Source organism: Micromonospora sp. URMC 103, assembly GCF_051386435.1.
GTDB lineage: Bacteria > Actinomycetota > Actinomycetes > Mycobacteriales > Micromonosporaceae > Micromonospora.
Genome location: NZ_JBPQTR010000004.1, coordinates 1,298,226 through 1,316,367, shown reverse-complemented (window position 1 = coordinate 1,316,367; position 18,142 = coordinate 1,298,226). Strand labels below are relative to the sequence as shown.

Below are 18,142 nucleotides of genomic sequence, written 5' to 3'. Positions count from 1 at the left end.
CGCCCGGCCGCGGCGTCGGCCGACACGGACGCTGCCGCCCGGCCGCGCGTCGGCCGACACGGACGCGCCGGGCGGGACGGCCCAGCTCAGCCCACCCGGTCGCGGACGTCCCACACCCGGGCGCCGCCGACGTCCCGGCCCGGGCCGAGCAGCTCGTCGAGCGCGCGCCGGACGGGCTCGGCGTGGGGCGGGTCGCCCTGCACCACGACCGCGGCCCGCCAGTGCCGCAGATCCTCCACCGCCTGCCGGCGGTCGGCATCGGTGATCGGCGGCACCTGGCCGGTGTCGGCGACCCGGCGCAGCAGGACCGAGGTGGGGCGGTCCGGGGCGCCCCACCGCGCGGTAGGGTCGTCGGGGCCGCTCGGGCCGATGAAGTACCCACCCGGCGCCCGGAACGTGAGTCCGGCCCGGGCGGACCAGAGCATCCCCGGGCTGACCGCCGCGTTGGTGACGGGCGGCACGGGCACCAGCGTCCGGTCCGCCGGCACGGAAGACCGCCATCCGCCGCCCGCCACGAACGCCGGCACGGCAGGGGCCGGGACCGTGCGGATCGGGGTCGGCACGAGCGGGAGCAGCGCCACGGCCACCGCGGCCCGCCACAGCAGCCGCACCGGCGCCGTCCGCAGCGCGCGCACCCGGTCCAGAGCGAGGGCCAGCAGGGTGCCCAGCACCGGCACGCAGACCAGCGCGAGGCGCGCCGGCACCGCGAGGTCGAGCAGCGGCAGGCCGGCCACCAGGCGGTACGGACCGGGTACGCCGGTGGCCTCACCACCCACCCGCAGCTCCGGGCCGAGCGAGAGCAGCGCGAAGACCAGTCCGCACCCGGCCAGCGCCCGGACCAGCGGGCGCCGCCACAGCCAGACCACGATCACCACGGCGAGCACCAGCAGGCCCGGCCCGAAGAACGAGTTCTCCTCGGTCGGGTTCGGCGCCAGCGGGCTCGGCAGGTGGCCGTTGCCGGCCACGGTCTGCCGGGCCGCCGCGGTGAACGACGCCGCGTCGAGCGGAAAGGCCTCCACCTCGAAGGCCATGCCCCGGTAGTGCTGCGGCCCGAGGAACTGGAACCACAGCGGGTACGCCAGCAGCACGCCCGCCACCAGCGCGCCCACCCCGATCCGCGCGAGCAGCGCGGGTGCCGCCCGACGGGCCGCGGCCCGGTCCGCGAGCGCGTACCCGAGCACGAACAGCCCGCTGGCCAGGGCCAGGAAGACCAGCAGCTCCTCGCCGAGGAAGACCTGCCAGGTGACGAGCAGGCCGAGGACGATCCCGTCGCGGCGCACCCGGCCGCTTCCGGCGCGGAACAGCACCGCGAGGATCGGCGGCACCAGGAACTGGGCGGCCATGTGCAGGTGCGCGCCGGCCTGGGCGATCATTCCGGGGGCGAAACCGCAGACGAGCCCGCCCACCGCGGCGGCGGCCCGCGAACCGACCAGCCGGCGGCGCAGGAACGCGTACCAGGCGGCGGCGGTTCCGGCCAGACAGCCCACCACGGCCACGCAGAACGCGACCTGCGAGCCGAAGAGCAGGGTGACCGGGGTCAACGGGACGCCGAGGCCGAGCACCGAGGTGTTCGCCATGAGGTTGACCCCGTCGGGCGCGTTCAGCGCGCCGCTGTAGAGCGGGTTCTCCAGCCCCGTCACCGCGCGGGCCGCCCGGGCCAGCATCCACTCGAAGAGGATCTGGTCGCCCGCCTGGTGGAACAGCCGGCCGCGATCGCGCCACTGCCCGCTCGTGAGCAACACGGCGAGGCCGAGGTACGCGGCGACCACCAGCGCGTCCACCGTCCACCTCGGAGGGCGCGGGCCGCGCCGGTCCGTCCCGCTCGCTGCCGGGGCGGCGGTCCCGGCGGCCGTCACGGGCGTCGGCTGGTCAACGTCCGCACGTCCCACACCCAGACGTCCAGCTCGCGGCGGCCGGGGCCGACCAGCTGCTCGACGGTACGCCGCAGCGGCTCGGCGTTCTGCTGGCGCTCCGGCAGCACCAGGATCGCCGCCCGCCAGTGGCGCAGCTCGTCCAGCGAGCGGCGGCGCTGCCGGTCGTCCAGTTTCGGCGTACGGCCGGTCGACGCCACCTCCTCCAGCAGCTGTCCCACGCCGCTGGGCCGGCCACCGAAGCGGCCCGGGTCACCCGTGTTGCCGTTGCGCGGGGCGAGGAAGTAGCCGCCCGGGATCTTGAAGTCGAGGTTCGTGGCGGCGGCCCAGCGCATGCCGTAGGTGTTGCCCATGCTCGGGATCGGGATCGGCACCACCGTCTGGTCCGGCCCCACGTACGCCCGCCAGCGGTCGGCCGTGATGAAGTCCGGCACCGGCGGACGGGAGACCACCCGCAGCGGCATCGGCGCGATGGGCAGCAGGGCGAGCACGAGGCCGGCGACGGTGAGGGTCCGGACGGTACGCCGGTCGGCGGGCCGCACCGACCAGACCCGCTCCACGGCGAGCGCCAGCAGGAGACCGATCACCACCGAGGTGATCATGCCGAACCGGGTCGGCACCACGGCGTCGAGCAGCGGCAACCGGACCAGCACCGCCCACGGCCCGGTCACCAGCTCCCGGTCCCACCAGGAGACCCGCTCGCCGAGGGAGAGCACCGCGAAGAAGGCGCCGGTCGCGGCGAGCGCCCGGACGACCACCTCCCGCCGCAGCCAGAGCACGGCGCCCACGGTGAGCAGCGCGAGGCTCCAGCCGAAGAAGGCGTTCTCCTCCGAGTAGTTCGGGGCCAGGTTGACGTTGGCCCGCTCGTTGCCGCCGAGCGTCGGTGAGCCGGGCGCGAAGAAGGCGGCGATGTCGTTGCCGTAGTCGGGCACCGTGTCGCTGAGCCCGTGGTACGCCATGGGCCCGGCGAACTGGACGTAGAGCGGGTACGCGAGCAGCGCGCCGGCGAGCACCGCGCACGCCGCGAGGCCGACGGCCAGCGGGCGCCACGCCGCCGACCAGCGGGCCGGCTCCTGGACGACCACGGCGAGCAGGAAGATCCCGCAGGCCAGCGCCGTGAAGAGCAGGATCTCCTCGTTGACGAACGCCTGGGCGGTGACCAGCAGGGCCAGCAGCACCCCGTCCCGGACGGGCCGGCGCGAGCGGGTGAGGACGAGCACCCGCCACACGATGAACGGCAGCAGGAACTGGCTGATGATGTTCGGGTGCCAGTTGGCGTGCGAGAGCATCGCCGGCGAGAACCCGCAGAACCACCCGCCCGCCGCGGCGGCCAGCGGCGTGCGGACCACGTGCCGGGAGAGCACCCGGTACCAGGCGGCGGCCGTGCCGGCGAGGCCGAGCGTGACGAGCAGGACGAAGGAAACCGCGGGTCCGAAGAGCAGGGTCACCGGCACCATCGGAATGCCGAGCGCCAGGATGGCCGTGTTGGCCATCAGGTTGACCCCGTCCGGGTAGTTGAACTGTTCGGTATAGAACGGGAACTCGCCGTGGAGCACCACCCGCACCGAGTGCGCGAGGAAGAACTGCACCTGCGCGGGATCGCTGCTGTAGAGCGAGGCGACCCGGCCGGCCGGGTCCGCCCAGATGCCACTGGTCACCCAGAGCGCGGCGAGCAGGAAGAGGCCGTACACGGCGAGGTCCCGGCGACGCGGGGTCCACCGCCAGCGGCGGACGGAAGCGGCGGGCCGCGGGGCGTCGGCGGCGGGGGTCTCGTCCACCTGGACCGGTGCCGCGTCCGCGGCCGGAGAGTCGGGCACCGCCGGAGAGTCCGGCACCGCTGGCGAGTCCGGCACCGCCGGAGGGGCCGGCGCGGCGTCGACCGCCAGAGCCAGGCCGGTCGAGCCGGCGTCGGCATCCGGAGCGGACTCGGCGCGGGGCTCGGCAGGCGTCACAGTCGGCGGAGTCTACCCGAGCGGGTAAAAAGCACGAAAATAGCCGACCTCCGGCGCGATCGACCCGACCGCACCGTCCCGGACGGCTGGCCTGCGACGGCAGGCGCCGTCGGTCCCCTGTGGGCAGTCCGCTGTGGGCGGCCGATCGGCACGAGGCGCCGCGCCCCGCTCGTCGGACATCTCGTACCATTGCGCTTCGACTGTCCGGCGAGCGATCGGGGGCGTACAGGTGGCTCCAGTCCGCCGGCGTGGCACGACGGCCGCCGCACTGCTGACCGTGCTGCTGGTCGCCACGGCCTGCGGGCCGATCGCCGAGCGGCAACCCGCGGACCTTCCCGTCGGCTACGACAGCCTGGACGGCTCGCTGCCCGTCTGGCCGCCCCGCGGTGGGCTGGCCGGCGACCCCGCCGTCACCGCGGCGGTCACCGACGCGGTACGCGCCTGGCGCTCCCCCGCGGACGACCGGGCGCACCTGCCCTCGTCCGGCATCCTCTACGCCGGTGAGGTGGACGGCGCTCCGCTGGCCCTGGTGGCCGCCGACGTGCCCGGGGAGGCCTCCTCCTGGCTGCTCCAGCTCACCGGCGACGGTGACCGGTACGCGGTCGCGCGGGCCGCCGAGTACACCGACCCCGGCTACCTCGTCTACTCCGACGTGCTGCCCGTGCAGACCTCGGCCGGCCGTCGCTACCTCGTCTCCAACCGGGTGCAGCGTCTCGCGGGGCCCGACGGGCGCGAGCTGACGACCACCGACGGCATCAGCGCGCCCGCCGACGTGCCGGCGTGCGCCGCCGCCCCCGTGACGGCGACCCTGCGCGCCACCGAGTCGCTGCCCCGCGGGCGGGCCACGGACCGGCTGGTCGACCTCGGCACCGGGATCACCGGCCCGCGCTATCCCCTGGTGCGGGACGACACCGGCTCCGCCCGGCGCGCGTTGACGGGCCTGGACACCTGCCGCCTCGCCGACGAGCGGGGCCCGTTCGGCAGCATCCCGCGCCGCATCAACGACCGGGACGCGCCGGGCTCGGTGCCGGAGTCCTGGCCCATGGCGAAGGTGGCGATCCGCTCCCTCGGCGAGGCGGCGCTGAGCGGCGGCGAGCCGGGCGAGCTGCACCAGCTCACCTGGCAGAGCGCCGACGACACGATGACCGCCGTCGTCTACCGCCCGGACGGCGGGACGGCGCCCGTGGTCTCCCCCGCCGACCGGTCCGCGCCGTTGCAGGCCTACCGGCTGCCGGTGCCCGGCCATCCGGTGGTCGTGCTGAGCTGGCGGGCCACCCGGGACACGACCCTGTCGGTGCCGCCGGGCACGCCGCTGCTGCTGCAGCGCCCCGGCCTGGTCGTGCTCGCGCAGCCCGCCCGTTCCCTGACGGTCAGCCTGACCGACGCGGAGAAGACGCACTACCGCTCGATCGGCGGCGGTCGCTGACCGACGCCGCTCACGCGACGGCGGGCGGCCCCGATCGGGACCGCCCGCCGTCGTGCGTGGACGTCAGTTCTGTGCGGCCGCGTCGTCGGCCACGATCCGGACCGGCTCGACGGACGTGCCGTCCAGCCCGGAGATCCAGCCGGTGACGTCGCGGGCCACGTCCTGGGCGGTGAGCCGCAGGTCGGCGAGGATCTGCGCCCGGCTGCCGTGCGGGTGCCAGTCCGCCGGCACGCCGAGGTCACGCAACGGCACCCGGACGTCGGCGTCCCGCATCGCCTGGGCGAGGGCGTCGCCCACGCCGCCGACGCGGACCCCGTCCTCGACGCTCACCACGAGCCGGTGCCCGGCGGCCAGCTCGACCAGCTCGGCCGGGACGGGCCGCACCCAGCGCGGGTCGACCACGGTGACCCCGTAGCCCTGCTCGGCGACCCGGGCCGCGACCTCCATGCCGAGGTGGCCGAACGCGCCCACCGCGACCAGCAGCACGTCGGTGCGCGCCGACTCGGCCAGCACGTCGACCGACCCGACCCGGCGCAGCGCGGGCAGATCGGCGGCGACCGTGCCGGTCGGGAAGCGGAGCACGGTGGGGCCGTCGTCGATGGCGACCGCCTCGCGCAGCTCCTCGCGGAGCGTGGCGGCGTCGCGGGGCGCGGCGATCCGCAACCCGGGCACGACCCCGAAGGCCGACATGTCCCAGATGCCGTAGTGGCTCGGCCCGTCGGGGCCGGTGATGCCGGCCCGGTCCAGCACGAACGTCACGGGCAGCTTGTGCATGGCGACGTCGAGCAGCACCTGGTCGAAGGCGCGGTTGAGGAACGTCGCGTAGACCGCCACGACCGGGTGCAGACCGCCCATCGCGAGGCCGGCCGCCGAGACGACCGCGTGCTGCTCGGCGATGCCCACGTCGTACACGCGCTCGGGGTAGCGGCGGGCCAGCGTGGCGATGCCCGTCGGCTCGGCCATGGCGGCCGTGATGCCCACCACGTCGGGACGCTCGTCGGCGACCGCCACCAGCTCGTCGGCGAAGACGTGCGTCCACTTCACCGACGGCGCCGCGACCAGCTGGCCGGTCTCGATGTCGAAGGCGCTGCTCGGGCCGTGCAGGCAGTCGGCCTCGTCCTCCTCGGCCGGCCGGTAGCCGTAGCCCTTGCGGGTGACGGCGTGCACGATCACGGGACCGCCGAAGTTCTTGGCGGCGCGCAGCGCCGACTCGACGGCCGCGACGTCGTGCCCGTCGACCGGACCCACGTACTTGATGCCGAGGTCCTCGAACATGGCCTGCGGGGCGACCGCGTCCTTGATGCCCTTCTTGACGGCGTGCAGCACCTCGTACATCGGCTTGCCGACGAGCGGGGTGGAGCCCAGGGCGTCCTTCACGGTGTCGAGCACCTTCTCGTAGCCCGGGTTGAGGCGCAGCGAGGAGAGGTGGTCGGCGAGGCCGCCGATGGTCGGCGAGTACGAGCGACCGTTGTCGTTGACGACGATGACGAGGGGGTTGCGGGCCGTGGCGATGTTGTTGAGCGCCTCCCAGCACATGCCGCCGGTCAACGCGCCGTCGCCGACCACGGCCACCACGCTGCGCCGCTCCCCGCGCAGCGCGTACGCCTTGGCCAGCCCGTCGGCGTACGACAGGGCGGTGGAGGCGTGCGAGTTCTCGATGAGGTCGTGCTCGCTCTCCGCCTGGTTCGGGTAGCCGGAGAGGCCGCCACGCTGGCGGAGCCTGTCGAAGCCCTCCTGCCGGCCCGTGACGATCTTGTGCACGTAGGCCTGGTGGCCGGTGTCGAACAGGAGCCGGTCCCGGGGGGAGTCGAAGACCCGGTGCAGGGCGAGGGTCAGCTCGACCACGCCGAGGTTGGGCCCGATGTGCCCGCCGGTGCGGGACACCTTCGCGATCAGGAAGTCACGGATCTCGGCGGCAAGAATGTCCAACTGCTCGGCGGACATTCGCTTGACGTCCTGCGGACCGCGCACGGTGGCCAGCAGCGGGCCGTGATTGGCCGTGTCCTCTTCAACACTCATGACCGCAGAGTCTATCGGCCGCCCGACAGTCCGCAGCCCGACCCGACATCCGCCCAGCTCAGGCGGGCCCGCCGGCCTGCGGTCAGGCCCGCACGCGCAGCCGGCGCGGCGGCGCCGCCACGACGGCCCGCGGACCGGGGCCGGTGGGCGTCCAGGAGCCGAGGACGGCGGCCCGCGTCGCCCCGGTCACCGACGGTATGGCCCCGGGCAGGCCGTGCCAGGAGAGCCAACCGAGCAGCGCGAACGCGTACGCCTCCTTGGCCTGCGGCGGGACGCCCAGCTCGGCGGTGGTCCGCAGGCGCCAGCGGCCGGCGCCGAGCGCGGCGATGCGGTCACGGAGCGTGACATTGCGCACTCCCCCGCCGGCCGCGATCACCTCGGTCACCCCGTGCCGGTCGCACTCGGCGGCCACCACCCGCGCGGTCAGCTCGGTGAGCGTGGCCAGCACGTCGTCGGCGGCCACCGGCTCGCCGAGCGCGGCCAGACGCTCGTCCAGGTAGCCGGCGTGGAACAGTTCCTTCCCCGTCGACTTGGGCGCCGGCGCGGCGTAGTACGGCTCGGCGAGCAGCCGCTCCAGCAGCCCGGGATGCACGCGACCGGCCGCCGCCCGGGCGCCGTCGAGGTCGCACGGCCGGCCCAGGAGGCGGCGGGCCGCGGCGTCCAGCAGCGCGTTCGCCGGACCGACGTCGTACCCCAGGACCGGCGCGCCCGGCGTCACCACGGTGAGGTTGGCGATGCCGCCGAGGTTCAGCGCGGCCCGCGGCGGTGCGGCGTCCTCCGGCCGGCGGTCTCCGGCCGGCGCGGCCGGCGCGGCGGGTGTCTCCGCGTCCGGCGCCAGCAGCAGGGCGTCGAACGCGGGCACGAGGGGGGCGCCCTGCCCGCCGGCCGCGATGTCCGCCGCGCGCAGGTCGCTGAGCACCGGTACGCCGGCCCGGGCGGCCACCCGGGCCACCGCGCCGAGTTGGAGGGTGCCGCGGGCCGTCCCGTCCTGCACCCAGTGGAAGACGGTCTGGCCGGGCGATACCACCAGGTCCACGGCGCCGCCGGCCAGCTCCAGCCCGACGGCCGCCGCCTCGGCGAAGACCTCGCCGAGGCGGTTGTCGAGCCGGCAGACCGCCTCGATGGTGGTGGCCGCCGGGGGCAGCAGCGCGCCGATCCGTTCCCGCAGCTCCTCGTCGTAGTCGAGCCCCCGGTGCCCGAGCGGCCGCAGCCAGAGCGTGTCCCTCTCGACGGTGAACTCGGCGGCCGCCACGTCCACCCCGTCGTACGACGTGCCCGACATCAACCCGACGATCTTCACGGCGCCAGGCTAGCGCCGGGTGACCGGCGCGGGCAGCCCCGCGACCGCCGCCCGTGGCGGTCAGTCCGGCGGCAGCAGCAGCCCGACCAGCTCGACGTGCTGGGTCATCGGGAACAGGTCGAAACCGCGCAGGGCGGCGAGCCGCCAGCCCAGCTCGGCGAACGTGCGGACGTCCCGGGCGAAAGCGGCCGGGTCGCAGGCCACGTACGCGACCGCCCGCGGCCCGGCGGCGGCCAGCTCGCGGACCACGCGGGCGCCCGCGCCGGTGCGCGGCGGGTCGAGCACCACCACGTCGACCGGGCCGGTGATCCGCCGCCGCGCGAGCGCGGTCTCCACCCGGGCCGGGACCACCTCGACCCGGGGCAGGTCACGCAGGTTCTCCCGGGCCGCGGCGACACCCTGCGCGGCCGCCTCGACGGAGGTGACCCGGCCCGTGTCGCCGACCCGGGCGGCGAGGGCCGCGGCGAAGAGCCCGGCGCCTCCGTAGAGGTCCCAGGCCGACTCGCCGGGACGCGGGTCGAGCAGCTCCAGCACCGCCGTGACCAGCGTGTCGGCGGCGGCGGGGTGGACCTGCCAGAAGGCGGAGGCGGGCAGCGTCCACTCCCGGCCGGCGGCCACCTCACGCACCACGGCGGGCCCCTGGACCTCGGTGGGCGTCCCGTCGGCCACCGCCGTGACGGTCACGTCGCCGCCCGTGGAGGCGACCGTCTCCACGGCTTCGGCGTCCGGCCAGCGGGCCCCGCTCGGCGTCAGCACGGGCAGCCGCTGGATCGTCGGGTGGGCGATCAGGCAGCGGTCGATGGGCACCACCTCGTGCGACCGGTGCTTGAGCAGGCCGGCCCGGTCCGCCGCGTCGACCGCGTACCGGACCCGCGAGCGCCAGCCCAACTGGCCGCCCGGCAGCGCCTCGACCCGCACGCCCAGCGCGTCCAGCTCGGCATCGGTGAGGCCGCCCAGCCGCACGAGCTGCTCGCGGACCACGGCGGCCTTCCACTCCCGCTGCGCCGGCGGCGCCACGTGCTGGAGGTCGCAGCCGCCGCAGCGGCCCGGCCGGGCGTACGGGCAGGGTGGCTCCACCCGGTCCGGCGACGCCTCCAGCACCGTCACCGCGTCGGCCCGCACGAACCCGCGGTGCACCTCGGTCACCTCGGCCACGACCCGCTCACCGGGCAGCGCGTGCCGGACGAAGACCACCTGCCCGTCCACGCGGGCCACGCAGTGCCCGCCGGGCGCCACCGCGCCGACGGTCAGCTCGACCCGCTCCGCCTCGGCCAGGCCGGGGCCGTCGGTCGGCTCAGCCACGGTCACCACCACCCGAGCCGGACTCGCCGGGCGGCACCGAGACCACCGGCGGGACGCTCGGCGGCAGCGCGCTGCGCGGCACCACCCGGGGACCGCGGGCCGGGCCGCGCGACAGGGTGGCGTCCAGCCGGTCCAGGTCCTTGCTGGCGGTCGACGCGAGCTGCCACGGCACGCTGGTCACCATGACCCCCGGCTCGAAGAGCAGCCGGGTCTTGAGCCGCAGGGCGCTCTGGTTGTGCAGCAGGTTCTCCCACCAGCGCCCGACCACGTACTCAGGGATGAAGACCGTCACCACGTCGCGCGGGGACTCCCGGCGGGTGTTGGCCACGAAGTCCAGGATCGGCCGGGTGATCTCCCGGTACGGCGAGTCGACCACGGTGAGCGGCACGGGCAGCTCCCGGCGCTCCCACTCCTCCTGGAGGTCCCGGGTGTCCTTCTCGTCCACGTTCACGGTGACCGCCGTGAGGGTGTCCGGCCGGGTGGCCCGCGCGTACGCGATGGCCCGCAGGGTGGGCTGGTGCAGCTTGCTGACCAGCACGATGGCGTGGTTGCGGGCGGGCAGCACGGCCCGCCCCTCGTCCGGCGGGGCCAGCTCCCGGGCGACCCGGTCGTAGTGGCCGCGGATGGCCAGCATGAGCAGGTAGATCACCGCCATCGCGGCGATCGCGATCCACGCGCCGAGCAGGAACTTGGTGATCAGCACGATCACGAGGACCGTGCCGGTCAGGCCCATGCCGAACGTGTTGATGGCCCGGGAGCGGTGCATCCGGCGGCGCGCCTCCGGATCCCGCTCGGTCCTCAGGTGCCGGTTCCAGTGCCGGATCATGCCGGCCTGGGAGACGGTGAACGAGACGAACACCCCGACGATGTAGAGCTGGATGAGCCGCGTCACCTCGGCCTGGAAACCGACGATCAGCACGATCGCGAAGACGGCGAGGAAGAGGATGCCGTTGGAGAAGGCCAGCCGGTCGCCCCGGGTGTGGAACTGCCGGGGCAGGAAGCGGTCCTGGGCGAGGATCGAGCCGAGCACCGGGAAGCCGTTGAAGGCGGTGTTCGCGGCCAGGAACAGGATCAGCGCGGTCATCCCGGCCACCACGTAGAGCAGGATCGAGCCGGACCCGAAGACCGCCTCGCCGAGCTGGGTGGTGACGGTCTTCTGCACGTACCCGTCGGGGCCGGAGACGATCTGGGCGACCGGGTCCTCGACGAACTGCAGGTGCGTGAGGCGGGCCAACCAGATGATCCCGACCAGCAGGCTCACCGCGATCACGCCGAGCAGCAGCAGGGTGGTGGCGGCGTTGCGGCTCTTCGGCGCCTTGAACGCCGGCACGCCGTTGGAGATCGCCTCGACGCCGGTGAGCGCGGCGGCGCCCGAGCTGAACGTCCGCAGCAGGAGGAAGATCAGGGCGAAACCGGTCACGCTGTGCTCGGCCTGGATCACCAGGTCGGCGCTGGGCGCCCGCAGGTCGTCGCCGAGCACGAAGACCCGGACGAGGCCGGTGAGCAGCATCCCGCCCATCACGATGACGAAGCCGTACGTGGGGATGGCGAACGCGGTGCCCGACTCGCGCAGGCCCCGGAGGTTCACGGCGCTGAGCAGCACCACGGCCACGACCGCGATCATGACCTTGTGGGTGGCCACGAAGGGCAGCACCGAGCCGAGGTTGGCCACGCCGGAGGAGACGGACACGGCGACCGTGAGCACGTAGTCGACCAGCAGCGCGCTGGCGACCCCGATGCCGAACTTCGGGCCGAGGTTGACGGTCGCCACCTCGTAGTCCCCGCCACCGGAGGGGTACGCGTGCACGTTCTGCCGGTAGCTCGCGACCACGGTCAACATGACCACGACCACCGCGAGCGCGATCCACGGCGAGAAGACGTACGCGGACGCCCCCGCGATCGACAGGGTCAGCAGGATCTCGTCGGGCGCGTACGCGACGCTCGAGAGCGCGTCGGACGCGAACACGGGCAGCGCGATGCGCTTCGGCAGGAGGGTGTGCTGCAGCCGGTCGGACCGGAACGGTCGACCGAGGAGCAGCCGCTTCATGAGCGAGGTGGGACTGGCCACGAACGCCAAGGGTACGACCACCCGCCCGACACTGCGGGGGTGGGCGATCATCACCTGTGCGCGCGCACGGTACCGTCGGTGCCCGTTCCCCGCCGGGACGTGGCAGGCTCGCACACGACGGGCCCCGTGCGGACGGGTGCGCACCTTGGGAGGGAAGCGTGCATGTCGTGATCATGGGTTGCGGGCGGGTGGGTTCCACCCTCGCCCACACCCTGGAGTCCCGGGGGCACTCGGTGGCCGTGATCGACCAGGACGCCGACGCGTTCCGCCGGCTGGGTCCGGATTTCGCCGGGATCACGGTGACCGGCGCCGGCTTCGACGGCGACGTGCTGCGCCAGGCCGGCATCGAGCGGGCCGACGCCTTCGCCGCGGTCTCCAGCGGCGACAACTCCAACATCATCTCCGCCCGGCTGGCCCGCGAGACGTTCGGCGTCTCCCGCGTGGCGGCCCGCATCTACGACCAGCGGCGGGCGCAGGTCTACGAGCGGCTCGGCATCCCGACCGTGGCCACGGTGCGGTGGACCGCCGACCGGATGCTGCGCCACCTCGTGCCGGAGGGGAACGTCGAGATCTTCCGCGACCCTACGAGCACCGTGTCGATCGTCGAGGTGCCGGTCCACAAGGACTGGGTGGGCCGGCCGGTGCGCGCGCTGGAGGAGGCGACCGGGGCGCGGGTGGCCTACCTGAGTCGCTTCGGCATCGGCACGCTGCCGACCGCGTCGAGCGTGGTGCAGGAGGGTGACCAGATCTTCATGCTGGTCACCGACGACATCGTGGCGACCGTCACGTCGGTGGCGTCGACGCCGCCGGAAGGGGGGCACTGAGCCATGCGGATCGCCATCGCCGGCGCCGGCAACGTGGGCCGCTCGATCGCCCAGGAGCTGATCGACAACGGCCACCAGGTGATGTTGATCGAGCGGCAGCCCAAGATGCTCCGGCCGGACCGGGTGCCCGCCGCCGACTGGGTGCTGGCCGACGCGTGCGAGCTGGCCAGCCTGGAGGAGGCGGACGTCGCCGCCTGCGACGTGGTCGTGGCCGCCACCGGCGACGACAAGGTCAACCTGGTGGTGTCGCTGCTGGCCAAGACCGAGTTCGCCGTGCCCCGGGTGGTGGCCCGGGTCAACCGGGCGGAGAACGAGTGGCTGTTCACCGAGCAGTGGGGCGTGGACGTCGCCGTGAGCAAGCCGCGGGTGATGGCCGCGCTCGTCGAGGAGGCCGTGACCGTCGGCGACCTGGTCCGCCTCATGACGTTCCGGCAGGGCGAGGCGAACCTCGTGGAGATCACTCTCCCGCCGAGCGCCCCCTACGTCGGCCAGCCGATCCACTCCGTGCCGCTGCCCCGCGACTCCGCGCTGGTGGCCATCCTGCGGGGCAAGCGGGTGCTGGTGCCGAGCCCGGACGACCCGATCGAGGCGGGCGACGAGCTGATCTTCGTCTGCACCGCGGAGGTGGAGGACGAGGTACGGGCGGTCATCCTCGGCCCGGACAGCGTGGAACGCACCCGCGAGGCGGGCTGACGCAGCTACGTCGTCGCCGCCCGCGGGCGGCGACGACGCGGGCGTCGACTGCCGGGCGACGACGCGGCGTCAACTGCCGGGCAGCGGCTCCGGCTGCGACTCCCGGGTCACCCGGCGCACCGTCCAGACGGTGATGAGCAGCAGCAGCGCGTACGGCGGGTAGCCCAGCGCCAGCCGGGCCACGCCCAGCGCGGTGTCCTGGTGGGCCAGGTAGAGCGCCGCCTGCACGCCCACCTTGGCCAGCCAGACCACGCCCCAGAGCACCGTCAGCTGGGTGAACGTCCGCACGAGGCGCGGGTCGTCGCGCCACTCCGACCGCCCCTTGGCGACCAGCACCGACCAGATCCATCCGACGAGCGGCTGGCGGATCGCGGCAGAGAGCAGCAGGACCACCCCGTAGCCGACGCCGTAGAGGATGCCGGGGAGGTAGAAGTCGCGTTCGTCGCCCGTCCGCCAGGCGATGGCGGCGCCGACGGCGATGCCGAACAACCCGTTCACCGCGTGCCGGACCGGGCGGCGCTGCGCCAACCGCAACACGGCGATGAGCAGCGCCACGGCCACCGACGCGATCACCGCGGGGCGGAGGTCGCCGACGATGTTGGCGATCACGAAGACCACCACGGGGATGCTCGACTCCACGAGCCCCCGCCAGCCGCCGAGCTGGTCGGCCATCTGCTCGGCGATCGTGGGCAGCCGCTCCTCGTCCTGCGGCTCGGCCTCGGCCTGGGCGGCCTGCTGCCCGGTCGTCACGGGCACCCGCCCGTCCGCGCCGGTCACTTCGGCGTGTCCAACTCGTAGTAGGGGTTGAAGATGACCTTGCGGTCGTCCCGCAGGGCCACCCGGCCGCGGGCGGTCACGTGCCGGCCCGGCTCGATGCCGGCGATGTGCCGCCGGCCCAGCCAGACCAGCGTCACCACGTCGCTGCCGTCATAGAGGTCGGCCTCCAGGGTCGGCAGGTTGGTGCGCGGCGTGTAGACCACCGTGCGCAGCCGGCCGGTCACCGAGACCACCTGACCTCGGGAGCACTGCCGGGCCGGCACGCCGCCGCACTCGGCGCTCTCCCGCTGCAGCTCCTGCGCCTCGATCTCGGCCTCGCTCGCGGTGAGCCGTCGCAGGATGCCCCGCAGGGACACCCGGCTCTCGTCGGTCGTCATGACCTCCGCGTCACCCTCTCCACGCTGGCCGGCCGCGCCGGCACTGGCACAGGCCCCGGAATCGCCGGGACCGTCCCGCCAGCGTACGCCGATCCGGTCGATCCCGGCGGGCCCGTGACCCCTCGCTCAGACCTGCCGGGGCGCGTCCGCCGGGCGGTCGCCGTCCGGCGTCGACTCCGCCTCCTGCTCGGCCTCCCGTGGCAACCGCAGCGGCAGCGGCTCGCGTACCGGCTTGGCCTCCTGCCCCCGGTCGACCACCAACCCCTCCAGGCACTCGGCCAGCGGCCCGGCGGCCGCCGGGTCCACCGCCGCCGCCCCCTGGAAGACGGCACGCACCATCCACCGGGGCCCGTCGACGCCCACGAAGCGCAGGTCGGTCGGCCCGTCCTGGGTGTTCACCGTGGCCCGCAGCTCGGTGCCGTAGTCGCCGGGGACCTCCCGGGCCGTGGCGCCGTCGGCCACCAGCGACTGGCGGATCTCCGCCCGCACCTCGTCCCAGATCCCCTCGGACCGGGGTGCCGCGAAGACGCCGAGCTGGAGCGCGTTCGCCCCGTGCACGAGCACCACCTGCTGGATCACGCCCTGCTGGTCGGCCTGGACGCGGACCTCCACCTCGGGCACCGCGGGAATGTGCAGGCTGCCGAGGTCGAGCCGCGCCACACCGGACGGGGCCTCGGAGATGTCGTACGGGCCACGGGCGATGGACGGCGCGCCGGCCTCCTCGGCCGGGTAGTCGTCGAGGACCTCGGTGGCCCGCTCGTCACGGTCGTGCCGCCCCGCACCGGCCCGCTTCCGGGAGAAGATCACTGCGTCCACCCTCCGCTGTTCGCACTCACCCTGTCACCTCAACGCCCGTTCCGTCGGCCCGCCGCGGGTCTGCCGGCGGCGGCACCAGACCGGCGTGCCCGCCGGTGGAGCCGTGCCCGCCCGTCCCGCGCCGCGACGTGGGCAGCTCGGCCACCGGCTGGAACTCCGCCCGCGCCACCCGCTGGACAACGAGCTGGGCGATCCGGTCGCCACGGGAGATCTTCGCCGGAGCGACCCGATCGTGGTTGATCAGGTTCACCAGGATCTCCCCCCGGTAGCCGGCGTCGACCGTACCGGGCGCGTTGAGCACCGTCACACCGAGCCTGGCCGCGAGGCCGGACCGGGGGTGGACGAGCCCCACGTACCCCTCCGGGAGGGCGATCGCGACCCCCGTCGGGACCAGGGCGCGCCCGCCGGGTGGCAGCTCCACGTCCGCGGCGGCCACCAGGTCGGCGCCCGCGTCGCCGGGATGGGCGTACGCCGGCAGCGGCAGCTCCGGGTCGAGCTGCCGTACGGGCACGGGTACGACGTCGGTCACGGTTCCCCTCTTCCGTCCGGTGCGGCGGTGACCCTGCCATCCTGCCGGGTACCCGGGCCGCCGTCCGCCGTACCCTCGGACTGTGAGCCTGTCGCCGTCCTCGCCGTCCTCCGCGCCGACCGTTCCGGCCCGCGCGGACCACTCCGAGCGGCTCGGCCTGCCCTGGTGGCTCTGGCTGGCCGGGCTGGTGGTCGCCGGCCTGCTCGCGGCCGAGATCTGGATGGGCGCGCCGGGGCTGCGGGCGTGGCTGCCGTTCGTCGTGCTGCTGCCCGGCACGGTGGCCATGCTCTGGTGGCTGGGCCGGATCCGCGTCGCGGTGCGCGACGGCGAGCTGTGGGTCGACGACGCCCACCTGCCCGTGCGGTACGTCACCGACGTCGTCCCGCTGGACGCCGCCGGCCGGCGCGAGGTGCTCGGCGTGGGCGCCGACCCGCTGGCGTTCGTGGTGCAGCGGCCGTGGGTCGGCGGCGCCGTCCAGGTGGTGCTGGACGACCCGGCCGACCCGACCCCGTTCTGGGTGGTGAGCACCCGCCGTCCCGTGGAGCTGGCCGAGGCGATCCTGGCCGCGCGCGACGCCCGCTGACCGCTTTCCGGTCCACTCCGGCCCGGCAGGAGCCGGCACCGCCGCATCGGCGGCCCGGGGTGCCGGGCGTGCGGAGACGCCGCCCGTCAGGACGCGTCGGGAAGGGAGCGCGGCGGCGTCGGCAGGGCCCGCCGCTTGCGTCGCAGGTCGTCGCGGACCTGGTCGCCGAGGGACCGGGTGGCCCGACGGTTCAGGTAGCCGGCGACGGCCGCCCCGGTCAGGAACGGTCCCAGCGTGGTGAGGTTGCGCCCGAAGCGGCGCAGCAGGGTGTCCCGCAGCTCACGGCGGGCCGCCGTGCCGAGCACGGCACCGACGCCCGCGCCGGGCGTCATCGGGTTGACCCCCCGCTGGGTCGCCCACGCGTGCACCAGGGCGACGGCACGTTGCCCGCGGCCCTCGGGCAGGGTGACGCCGTAGATCTCGTTGAGCTCGCCGATCAGCTTGAGTTCGATCGCCACCACGGCGACCGTCTCGGCGGCCAGCAGCACCGGAGCGGAGAGCAGGGTGGGCGTGACGGCCCACTCCACGGCGGCCACCCCACCGCCGGCCGCGCCCACCCCGGCCGTCGCCCGCGCGGCGTTGCGGACCAGCCGGTCGGCGAGTGCCTCGTCGTCCAGGTCGGGGAAGTGCCGGCGCAGGGTCGCCAGGTCGCGGATCGGCACGTGCGGGGCGACCTCGGTGACGGTGTCCACCATCCAGCGGACGGCGGCGCGCGGCTTGAACAGGTCGCCCAGCCCACGGGCGCGCGCCTGCCCGACGAGCCGAGTGAGCAACTGCCGGCGCCGGGCCGGGGCGATGTCGTCGGCGGTCAACGCCGCCACGGTGGCGCCCATCTCCGCCGGGTCCTTCCCGGGGACGTCGCCTCGCTCGCTCATCGCTCCCGCCCTCCCGGATCGCCGGTGCCCCTACCCGTTCCGAGTCAAGCAGTTCTCCATCAGCGCCGCACGGCGACGCCGACAGCGGCGGCACTGGTCAGCCCGGGTGCCGCCCTCGTCGGGGGCGCCGTCGGCAGCGGCGGCCTCGGCAGGAGGCCGCCGCCGGGTTGGACAAAGGTCAGACGCACTCGCGGCAGATCAGCTCGCCGTTGCGCTCGACCGCCAGCTGGCTGCGGTGGTGCACCAGGAAGCAGCGGGCGCAGCGGAACTCGTCCTGCTGCATCGGCAGCACCTTGACCGTGAGCTCCTCGTCGGCCAGATCGGCTCCGGGCAACTCGAAGCTCTCGGCCACCTCGGCCTCGTCGACGTCCACGGCGCCCGACTGTGAGTCGACGCGCCGGGCCTTGAGCTCTTCCAGGCTGTCCTCGCCGAGGTCGACCTCGTCGCGACGCGGGGCGTCGTAGTCGGTGGCCATCGGTTTCACTCTCCCATATCGATGTTGTCGCTTCCGGTTGTAACGCCGGACGACGCTGTTTCGGTTCCGCTGGCCGGCCACCCGTTGTGTCGGTCACCCGACCCGACATCCTGTCGGCTCGAGGCCGCCAGGAAACTATCCCAGCGAGCGCGGTACCTTACCCCCCCTTTGGGCGAGGCATGTATACCGCCCTTGTGGGAGAGATGTACGCCCCCGCACGGCAAGTTGTTCCCAATGTGACTCAGGCGACACGAA

16 protein-coding genes are annotated in these 18,142 nt (G+C 74.7%); 4 read left to right on the top strand and 12 right to left on the bottom strand.

Annotation, left to right across the window (positions count from 1 at the left end; all coding sequences use genetic code 11):
• Positions 1-86: 86 nt before the first annotated feature.
• Together ACSNOA_RS09760 and ACSNOA_RS09755 are read right to left on the bottom strand one after the other, a co-directional pair.
• Entirely contained in the window at positions 87-1,781 is a 1,695-nt protein-coding gene (locus ACSNOA_RS09760; protein ID WP_436657627.1) for a hypothetical protein, read from the bottom strand.
• 71 nt (positions 1,782-1,852) lie between these two features.
• Complete coding sequence (locus ACSNOA_RS09755; RefSeq protein ID WP_436657626.1) at positions 1,853-3,823, bottom strand: hypothetical protein; 1,971 nt, start codon at positions 3,821-3,823, stop codon at positions 1,853-1,855.
• Positions 3,824-4,052: 229 nt separating this feature from the next.
• Between ACSNOA_RS09755 and ACSNOA_RS09750 the strand changes: the two genes are divergently transcribed.
• Positions 4,053-5,249 (top strand): hypothetical protein, encoded by a 1,197-nt coding sequence (locus ACSNOA_RS09750; RefSeq protein ID WP_436657625.1) that lies wholly within the window; start codon positions 4,053-4,055, stop codon positions 5,247-5,249.
• Positions 5,250-5,312: 63 nt separating this feature from the next.
• On the opposite strand, the gene dxs is transcribed toward ACSNOA_RS09750, so the two are convergent.
• The 4 genes from dxs to ACSNOA_RS09730 form a co-directional block, all read right to left on the bottom strand.
• Positions 5,313-7,268 carry a 1-deoxy-D-xylulose-5-phosphate synthase gene (dxs, locus tag ACSNOA_RS09745; protein WP_436657624.1) on the bottom strand — a complete coding sequence of 652 codons (1,956 nt, stop codon included), beginning with the start codon at positions 7,266-7,268 and terminating at the stop codon, positions 5,313-5,315.
• Positions 7,269-7,350: 82 nt separating this feature from the next.
• Positions 7,351-8,568, bottom strand: coding sequence for an anhydro-N-acetylmuramic acid kinase (locus ACSNOA_RS09740; protein ID WP_436657623.1), 1,218 nt, complete (start codon positions 8,566-8,568; stop codon positions 7,351-7,353).
• 60 nt (positions 8,569-8,628) lie between these two features.
• Positions 8,629-9,870 carry a class I SAM-dependent RNA methyltransferase gene (locus tag ACSNOA_RS09735; protein WP_436657622.1) on the bottom strand — a complete coding sequence of 414 codons (1,242 nt, stop codon included), beginning with the start codon at positions 9,868-9,870 and terminating at the stop codon, positions 8,629-8,631.
• Positions 9,863-11,938, bottom strand: a complete 2,076-nt coding sequence (locus ACSNOA_RS09730) for an APC family permease (RefSeq protein ID WP_436657621.1) — start codon at positions 11,936-11,938, stop codon at positions 9,863-9,865. The genes ACSNOA_RS09735 and ACSNOA_RS09730 overlap by 8 nt, the downstream gene beginning before the upstream one ends.
• A 158-nt stretch (positions 11,939-12,096) precedes the next feature.
• Between ACSNOA_RS09730 and ACSNOA_RS09725 the strand changes: the two genes are divergently transcribed.
• Complete coding sequence (locus ACSNOA_RS09725) at positions 12,097-12,762, top strand: potassium channel family protein (RefSeq protein ID WP_436657620.1); 666 nt, start codon at positions 12,097-12,099, stop codon at positions 12,760-12,762.
• 3 nt (positions 12,763-12,765) lie between these two features.
• On the top strand, positions 12,766-13,455 hold the full coding sequence (locus ACSNOA_RS09720; protein ID WP_436657619.1) for a potassium channel family protein: 690 nt from the start codon (positions 12,766-12,768) through the stop codon (positions 13,453-13,455).
• 69 nt (positions 13,456-13,524) lie between these two features.
• Here the strand turns inward: ACSNOA_RS09720 and ACSNOA_RS09715 are convergent, their stop codons facing one another.
• The 4 genes from ACSNOA_RS09715 to dut form a co-directional block, all read right to left on the bottom strand.
• Positions 13,525-14,205, bottom strand: a complete 681-nt coding sequence (locus ACSNOA_RS09715; RefSeq protein WP_436658363.1) for a DUF3159 domain-containing protein — start codon at positions 14,203-14,205, stop codon at positions 13,525-13,527.
• A gap of 23 nt (positions 14,206-14,228) precedes the next feature.
• The gene (locus tag ACSNOA_RS09710; RefSeq protein WP_436657618.1) at positions 14,229-14,609 is read right to left on the bottom strand and encodes an OB-fold nucleic acid binding domain-containing protein; all 381 of its coding nucleotides are present in this window, start codon (positions 14,607-14,609) and stop codon (positions 14,229-14,231) included.
• A 126-nt stretch (positions 14,610-14,735) separates the two neighbouring features.
• On the bottom strand, positions 14,736-15,416 hold the full coding sequence (locus ACSNOA_RS09705; protein ID WP_436657617.1) for a DUF3710 domain-containing protein: 681 nt from the start codon (positions 15,414-15,416) through the stop codon (positions 14,736-14,738).
• Between the two features lie 25 nt (positions 15,417-15,441).
• Positions 15,442-15,954, bottom strand: coding sequence for a dUTP diphosphatase (gene dut, locus ACSNOA_RS09700; protein ID WP_436657616.1), 513 nt, complete (start codon positions 15,952-15,954; stop codon positions 15,442-15,444).
• An 88-nt stretch (positions 15,955-16,042) separates the two neighbouring features.
• Here dut and ACSNOA_RS09695 point away from each other — a divergent pair, with 88 nt between their 5' ends.
• Entirely contained in the window at positions 16,043-16,537 is a 495-nt protein-coding gene (locus tag ACSNOA_RS09695) for a DUF3093 domain-containing protein (RefSeq protein ID WP_436658362.1), read from the top strand.
• A gap of 86 nt (positions 16,538-16,623) precedes the next feature.
• Here ACSNOA_RS09695 and ACSNOA_RS09690 read toward each other — a convergent pair whose 3' ends face one another.
• Both ACSNOA_RS09690 and ACSNOA_RS09685 read right to left on the bottom strand, forming a co-directional pair.
• Entirely contained in the window at positions 16,624-17,412 is a 789-nt protein-coding gene (locus ACSNOA_RS09690) for a hypothetical protein (RefSeq protein WP_436657615.1), read from the bottom strand.
• A gap of 178 nt (positions 17,413-17,590) precedes the next feature.
• Positions 17,591-17,887 (bottom strand): DUF4193 domain-containing protein, encoded by a 297-nt coding sequence (locus ACSNOA_RS09685; protein WP_007075406.1) that lies wholly within the window; start codon positions 17,885-17,887, stop codon positions 17,591-17,593.
• Between the last annotated feature and the right edge of the window lie 255 nt (positions 17,888-18,142).